The organism is Vibrio sp. OPT46, assembly GCF_015163535.1.
Taxonomy (GTDB): domain Bacteria; phylum Pseudomonadota; class Gammaproteobacteria; order Enterobacterales; family Vibrionaceae; genus Vibrio; species Vibrio alginolyticus.
This window is the reverse complement of record NZ_JADDYG010000323.1, coordinates 36,812-44,492: the sequence shown is the minus strand read 5'-3', so window position 1 is coordinate 44,492 and position 7,681 is coordinate 36,812. Positions and strand designations below refer to the sequence as shown.

Annotated in this window: 6 protein-coding genes; 3 read left to right on the top strand and 3 right to left on the bottom strand. The window is 44.7% G+C overall.

Going from position 1 to position 7,681, the window contains the following annotated elements; translation table 11 throughout:
- Nucleotides 1-1,873, top strand: a 1,873-nt coding sequence (locus IQR33_RS15515) for an efflux RND transporter permease subunit (RefSeq protein WP_193843814.1), incomplete at its 5' end; no start/stop codon positions are given.
- A 187-nt stretch (nucleotides 1,874-2,060) separates the two neighbouring features.
- Nucleotides 2,061-2,516 (top strand): MarR family winged helix-turn-helix transcriptional regulator, encoded by a 456-nt coding sequence (locus IQR33_RS15510; protein ID WP_017635039.1) that lies wholly within the window; start codon nucleotides 2,061-2,063, stop codon nucleotides 2,514-2,516.
- Between the two features lie 44 nt (nucleotides 2,517-2,560).
- Here the strand turns inward: IQR33_RS15510 and IQR33_RS15505 are convergent, their stop codons facing one another.
- Entirely contained in the window at nucleotides 2,561-3,517 is a 957-nt protein-coding gene (locus IQR33_RS15505) for an AEC family transporter (RefSeq protein WP_005388415.1), read from the bottom strand.
- A gap of 601 nt (nucleotides 3,518-4,118) precedes the next feature.
- Between IQR33_RS15505 and trpS the strand changes: the two genes are divergently transcribed.
- Nucleotides 4,119-5,141: a tryptophan--tRNA ligase gene (gene trpS, locus IQR33_RS15500; protein WP_176310877.1), complete on the top strand. Its 1,023-nt coding sequence runs from the start codon at nucleotides 4,119-4,121 to the stop codon at nucleotides 5,139-5,141.
- Nucleotides 5,142-5,225: 84 nt separating this feature from the next.
- On the opposite strand, the gene IQR33_RS15495 is transcribed toward trpS, so the two are convergent.
- Together IQR33_RS15495 and IQR33_RS15490 are read right to left on the bottom strand one after the other, a co-directional pair.
- Complete coding sequence (locus IQR33_RS15495; RefSeq protein WP_017634956.1) at nucleotides 5,226-6,182, bottom strand: hypothetical protein; 957 nt, start codon at nucleotides 6,180-6,182, stop codon at nucleotides 5,226-5,228.
- The gene (locus IQR33_RS15490) at nucleotides 6,179-7,507 is read right to left on the bottom strand and encodes a sphingomyelin phosphodiesterase (RefSeq protein ID WP_017634955.1); all 1,329 of its coding nucleotides are present in this window, start codon (nucleotides 7,505-7,507) and stop codon (nucleotides 6,179-6,181) included. Before IQR33_RS15490 ends, IQR33_RS15495 begins: the two co-directional genes overlap by 4 nt.
- Nucleotides 7,508-7,681 lie beyond the last annotated feature (174 nt).

The following is a 7,681-nucleotide window of genomic DNA, read 5'->3' as shown; positions in this document are numbered from 1 at the left end:
GACCAAAAAATCGATGGGACAGATTACTGGTGCCCTGATTGGTGTCGGTTTGACGCTTTCAGCGGTATTCGTCCCTATGGCGTTTATGTCTGGTTCTACCGGGGTTATTTACCGTCAGTTTTCAATAACTATTGTGGCGGCTATGACGCTTTCCGTTTTGGTTGCGATAATTCTGACTCCAGCATTGTGTGCTACGTTGCTGAAAAAAGGCGATGCTGAGCTTCTAGAGAAGAAAGGCTTCTTTGGCTGGTTTAACCGCAAGTTTGATGCGATGACAGCAGGCTATGAAACCGGCGTTGCCAAACTTCTAAAACGCACAGGTCGCATGTTGGTTGTATTTTTGGCAATGAGTGCAGGTGCTGGCTGGTTATTTATGAACCTTCCAACGTCATTCTTGCCGGATGAAGACCAAGGCACGGTATTCTCAATGGCCATTTTGCCGCCTAACTCAACGCAAGAGCAGACGGAAAAAACACTTGAGAAAATGCGCGACTTTTACCTTGTGGATGAGAAAGACAACGTGAAATCCGTCTTCTCCGTTGCGGGCTTTAGTTTTGCAGGCCAAGGCCAAAACATGGGGATGGCATTTATCGGTTTGAAAGATTGGTCTGAGCGTGAAGCGCCTGGCGCTGATGCGGCTTCCATTACGGGCCGAGCGATGGGGTACTTCTCTACCATTAAAGAAGCTTTGGTGTTTGCGTTCGCCCCTCCAGCGATTCAAGAGCTAGGTAACTCGACAGGTTTCGATTTCTATCTCCAAGACTCGTTGAATAAAGGGCACGATGCATTAGTTGCGGCTCAAGGGCAACTTCTGGGCATGGCAGCACAAAACCCGAAACTTGTCGGTGTTCGTCCAAACGGTCAGGCAGATGCGCCAATGTACAAAGTGAACATTGACCACGTCAAACTTCGTGCTTTGGATGTCAGTATCAATGACGTAAACCAAATCCTGTCAGCTGCATGGGGCGGGGCTTACATTAACGATTATATTGATCGCGGTCGTGTGAAGAAAGTGATGGTGCAAAGTGATGCGGAATACCGCATGCAGCCAAAAGACTTCGATTCATGGTACGTACGCAACGCTAAGGGAGAGATGGTGCCTTTCTCTGCTTTTGCGAGTGGCGAGTGGACATATGGTTCTCCTCTTTTGCAGCGCTTTGATGGTTTGCCAGCAATGAATATTCAAGGCGGTGCAGCTCCTGGTGTAAGTACTGGTGAAGCCATGGAAGAAATTGAAGCAATGGTAGAAAAGCTACCAGAAGGTTTCACGGTGAACTGGAATGGTATTTCGTATGAAGAGCGCCTTTCCGGAAACCAAGCGCCGATGCTATATGCGCTATCTATCCTCGTCGTATTCTTAGTTCTTGCCGCTTTGTATGAAAGTTGGTCAGTACCTTTCGCCGTGGTGTTAGTTGTGCCTCTTGGTGTGCTTGGTGCTGTGCTTGCGGTAATGACGCGCAGTATGGATAACGATGTGTTCTTCCAGGTGAGCTTATTAACTACGGTCGGCTTGGCAACCAAAAACGCCATTCTGATTGTTGAGTTTGCAAAGGACTACTATGAGAAAGGCGCTGGGCTTATCGAAGCAACCTTACATGCTGTTCGCGTTCGTCTGCGCCCAATTATCATGACATCGCTTGCTTTTGGTTTGGGTGTGGTACCACTTGCTATCAGTTCAGGTGTGGGATCGGCAGGTCAAAACGCAGTAGGTACCGGCGTACTTGGTGGCATGATCAGTGCCACGATATTGGGTATATTCTTCGTCCCAATCTTCTTTGTAGTGGTTGAGCGATTGTTTGATCGACGTGCGAGAAAAGAGTCGGAGGCAGAGTTGTCTGAGACCAGCACTAAACCCACTCAGCAAAGCGAGTAGGACTTGGTTGTTTTAACTGAGTTATACTAGTGATAATAAACACGATTAAAGGGCGCTTCGGCGCTCTTTATTTTATGTTTTCACTTGGTGGTTACCGTCTATGACGCGAGCCTGAAAGACGGCGTGTTGTGTGCAGTATCAGCACAGCCTTTTCGGCCGAATGAAAGCCTAAAGAAGAAAAACGACGATGAAAGATCAGAAAATTTCCCCAATTTCCGTTTTGGATCAAAGTCCTATGTTTGTTTGTGGTGTGATGCAGCGCATGTACCGCAATCGTGCCCAAGCTGAGCTCTCTCGGCAAAATTTGATGACACTAGAAATGGCAAGTGCACTGGCCGCTTTAGAAGAATTTCAGCCTATGAGCCAGCAAGCGTTAGCTGATGCGGTTCGAACTGAGCGAAGTGTAGCAAAGCGGATGGTGGACAATCTGGAAAAGAGAGGGTTTGTTCAAGTTTCTAAAAGTAAATCGAATCAGCGCCTTAAAATGCTAAGCATGACAAAAGAGGGGGCAAATGCTTTAAAGCAAGTTCATCAAATCATGACGAATTTACAGAAAGAGTTTTTTTCTTGTTTGTCGGAATCTGAAGCGAGTGAATTTTTTCGTCTGGTAAGAAAGCTCACTTTTGCGAATCACGACCAGTAACTGACATCAATGCCGTCTAGCGTCTTTATTTTATCGCTGGCCAATTATATTAAGTTGTAGAACTTAAGAAATAGGATGCCCAACGTACAGGTCACGGTAGAAAGCACCGTAGTGAGTGCGATGATATTTGCAGCTAACGTGGCATTGCCTCCCATGGAACGCGCCATGACATAGCTGGCAGCAGCGACTGGAGAGGCGTTCATAAAGAAAAGAATACCTAGCTCAATTCCTCGAAATCCTACTAAGTAAGCTCCCATGGTGATGATGACTGGCGCTACGATGAGCTTGTAACTGCTCGCAAACCAAGATGGACCTTTCTCTTTTCTCATCAAGCTAAAATCAAGTGAGCCACCCGTACACAACAGCGCCAAAGGCAATGTCATTTTGGACAAGTAGTCTCCTGCGTCAATAACCACATTCGGTACTGGAATAGCGAGTAAATAAAAAGCCATTCCTAGAACAATGGAGATTATGAGCGGATTCCTAGTCAGTGTTCGGCCCATCATCTTTGCTGCTTGCGAGGCAGACGTTGCCCCCTTGGGCGATAAGCAAATTACCGCTTGGACGTTATAAATAAATGTGGTGACCGCGACATAGAGAGCCGCTAACGCCACACCTTGAGAACCATACGCATTGGCAACGTAAGCGATACCAATAATACCTGTATTTGCTCGGAACCCACCTTGGATGAGAACGCCTTGGTCAGGCGACGCTTTGAACAGAAGTTTGACGGAAAGGTAGGTGAAAATGAAAAACGAAATACTAGCGATGACGCCGAAATTGACGAATCCACTTGCCGCGGAAAAGTCGTGTTCTGAAGCCACAATGCTGACAAATAACATTGCAGGCAAGGTAACTTGAAACACCAGTTTAGAGCCTACTTCGATAAAATTATCGTTGATTAGACCAAAGCGCTTAAAAAGAACGCCAAGTACCAACATCAAACAGATAGGTCCGGTTATCGACAAAGAGAATTGCAACTGATGTAAAACAGCTTCCATGTAAGTATCCGCAGTAAAAGAAAAAAGTGTTCCTGCTGCCTATTAAGCCACAAACCCGGAGGGTAGGACAGTAACGTGATGAAACTTTCTTCTGTTGTAGGTTCCGGAGTCATTTACACTCCAAGTTATGGACGAGGTCCCAATTTAACAAAGCGGTACTGGTCCTACGTGCGATATGTTGGTTAACTCGTTGTCGTGATGCATCCACATGCGTATTAGATGTGAGGGCTGGTCATCGTAGTTATGGATAGGAGTTCATCAATGAAAAGGAAACACAACAAAACTGTACTGTGTGCGTTTGTCTCTGGTTCGGTATTTGGTGCGGTTTTGGTCATTGCGATGTCTTTACCAATGTAATCCTCTTAATTGGCTGTTGGAACACTCACTCTAATTCAGTACAAAACAGATTGAGTTCTGCGGTATGTGCTGTTAGTTTAAAAAACATGAAAATACACGTTCGCCCTTCATTAACAACCTTCTCTTGGTGGCGCTCTAAATAGAGCGGCGCGGAATACTTACATTCTTAAGCTGCTGGATGGTAGCTAAGAGTGTTTGATCTTTTTATCTCCAGTAGCGATCTATTAAATACTTGGAGACAAATATGAATAGCCATAAAAATACATCTCAGCGTGAAATTATACTTACCGGAGATCGAGCAACAGGTCCATTACACCTCGGGCACTATATTGGTTCATTGCAACAACGAGTCAAATTGCAAACGGAGCACGAGCAAACGATCTTGGTTGCGGACATGCAAGGGCTGACGGATAACGCGCATAACCCATCAAAGGTATCCTCTAATATTCTCAATGTCGTTGCAGATTATTTGGCTGTTGGTATCAACCCCGCTCAAACTACGATCACGTTGCAGTCTCAAATTCCAGCGTTAGCCGAGTTGACAATGTATTACAGTAATCTTGTTTCTATCGCACGATTAGAGCGAAACCCCACGGTTAAAAATGAGATTCAAAGTAAAGGCTTTGAACGCTCTATTCCCGCAGGCTTTTTAACGTATCCAATTTCTCAAGCTGCTGATATTACGGGGTTTCATGCGACGCTAGTACCAGTGGGTGATGACCAACTGCCGATGTTAGAGCAAACTAATGAAATCGTGAGAAAAATAAACCATCTGGGTGGAAAAGAGGTTCTTAGAGAATGCCGTCCATTACTTAGCGGTGCACCTCGTTTGCCGAGTACTGACGGTAAAAATAAGATGTCTAAAAGCATGGGGAACGCAATCAACTTAGGGGCCTCCGAAAAGGAGATTTCCGCGGCAGTGAAATCTATGTATACCGATCCCAATCATCTGAAAATTGAGGATCCTGGCCAAGTCGAAGGGAATATTGTATTCATCTACCTCGATGCTTTTCATCCTGATAAAAATTATGTCGAACAGCTAAAAGACCATTATCGACGAGGTGGGTTAGGTGATGGTTTGACCAAGAAAGTGTTAGAAGAATGCTTACAAGAGATGCTTCGCCCTATTCGAGAGAAGCGCGCTATGTATTTGAATGATAAAGCGCAGCTGATTGATATTTTAAAACAAGGTAGTGAGCGTTCTCGCGAGAAAACCGAAAAAGTGCTATTTGATGTGAAAGATGTATTTGGTTTAAATTTGTTCTGAATTAAAAGTAGAGAGTTGAACATAAGGCACGACGACTGGTTAGCAACGTGCCTTTTTAAGTTCCCAGTCAGTCAAAGCGCATTGTTAAGAAGAAAAAAATTCACGACGAAAATCCGCGACTTCTTGTTGGTAATAGCTTTGCCATTCCGGTTCTGACAAATGTGAATGGCTAGAGGCTCTTTGCGTTCTTAGCTTGGACTCAAGTTGTTGTAATGCTTGTTGGTAATCTTTGACTTGTTTTTTTTGCTCTGTAATTTGCTGCTGACGAGCATGAATGTTTTTACTTTCTTCTTTCGTTAAGTAAGTTCGTTCTAGCTCTGCGATGATCGCCAAGCGATCTGGTAGGCTCATACTATTAGGAATCAGGGTGACCGCACGCTCATATTTTTCCTGGTTGCTTGTTAGCCCGATAGCATCTGCATGTTCTTGCCAGTCAATGGTGAGTTGCTCGAAAGCTCGCAAAAAGTTATCTGGGCTTTGAGTGTCCAGCTTTTGGGCTTCTAAATTGAAATCGTACAGCGCGAACTCATCCGCGAAAACAACATCAGCCAATTCTCCCCAGATGCTCCTTGCTTCGTTCTTCAGCTGTGCAATACGCGACGCCAGTGATTGTTGCTCATCAAATAACAAATTTCCTACACTCTCTTGCCATTGGCTGCTGAGCTGAGGGTAGTTCGCCAAAAGCTGGAATCGAGCTGAAGATAAATGCGCCTCAAACAAGGCGACCTGCTCTTCACAACTACGGTTCAACATACACTCTTGCCAAAACGTCTCAAGTTCGGCGACAAGTTTCCTGCCTTTGAGTTGAGTTAATCGCTCAGTCGTTATTTGAACTGTGGAAGGGAGCTTAGCGGTTTGTGGTGAAGTATCTGTATCGGGCACGATGCTACTCGTTTGTAGTGATGTACTGGAGACACTCTTATTTTTTGTCTTAGGGAAAGGAGAGGAAGCGAGCTCTTCTTTTTGAACATCGTGACTGAAAGTTAAAAATATCATGCCCGCCATAATGGCGGACATGATTATCAAAGCGATTTTCTTCATGGCTTGATTGTTGCGCTTACTGGGAAATGGTCAGAAAGGTTATAGTGTTTCCATAAACTCTCTGCGGTTGTGCGCGGCACGTCTACACGGTTGTCATTGAATGATTTCACCCCGTATTCACTACTCACCATAACATAGTCAAGGTATTCCACGTTTTCGCCACCTGATAACGCTTCACCTGCAAAGTTATTGATACGGGGATCAAAGGTTGACTCCGTGTAACCAGAGTACTGAGGTTCGATGGCGCTTAAGTTAGCGATCATTTGTTGGTAGTCACCAGGGAACTTTCTTTTGTTTACGTTAAAGTCGCCGCTGTATACCACAGTTTCGCTTGAAGGAATGTTAAGAGATTGGGCGAGTGCGCGGATTTGTTTGAACTGGCGCTGACGATACTCACGGGCGGTGTCTGTATCGAAAGATGCGGTATGGGTAGCAAACACATGGTAAGCCTGACCACCTTTAATTATTTCCGCATAATTTACGCCTTTATCGGCAAAGCAGTCTGTACCAGAACAATCGGGAAAGACATATTGCGCTTCGTTCACGATAGGGTAGCGACTAACTATGATTACGCCACCATCATGAATATTAACGCCTTCTTTATCTAACATCTTTGTTTGGTAAGGATATTCCTTGGCTAACTCACGTAAGAATGCTTCACGGCCGCTGGCAAACACCTCTTGCAGCGCCAAAACATCGTAACCTTTTACATGTTGAGGAATCAGTTCGTAACGATCTCCAATGTGCGATGCAATAGCCGTCAACGCCCAGATGTTATAAGTCATCAACTTAAGGTTTTGTTCTTCGTTGTCGACAGACTCCGCTACCTTGCTTGGCGTGATGGTGTAGTAAAGATCATCATATCGAGCGGTACTGTCTGACTTAAATGCCAGTTCGGTTTCTCTCGCACCAAAAGCGTTAGTGTTGGCACGATGAATGTTACGATCATCTTTGAGTGATAACTCGACATCGGCTGCGGACAAGCCGTATTCAATGGTCGAATTGTACCAATGGCCTTCCATTATTTGATTGAGTGTTATGCTTTCACCTTCAGGGCTAGAAACCACCGTTTCAAAACGGTAAGTTTGATTTGATTTCACGCCCTCCCAACGGTTGAAGCTTAATACAGATTTAGTTTCCCACGGACCAAGTACCTGCACATGTTGTTGCCACTCTTCTCCGTATTGAAGCAAATCACTGCCTTCATGTTTTACTTGAATAGTTAACGGTTGATCAGAGTTATTCGTTAGGTAAACGTCGGTATCTGCAATGCAGGGTAACGCTATCAAGCTACTTAATAAAAGGCTCCACTGCGAAAATTTCATCTTATTTTTCCATCATTTGAACTAGAGCAATCATTCTTGTTTATAAATGTTACTTGCACGTTAAATATGGATGACATCTAAGCCAGCGCTGAAAATTGTTATCAGAATGTGATCTTTATTCAATGGTGAGTATGGGGGTATTGAGTGTGTGGCCGTTAAAGCGGTGGAAAATAG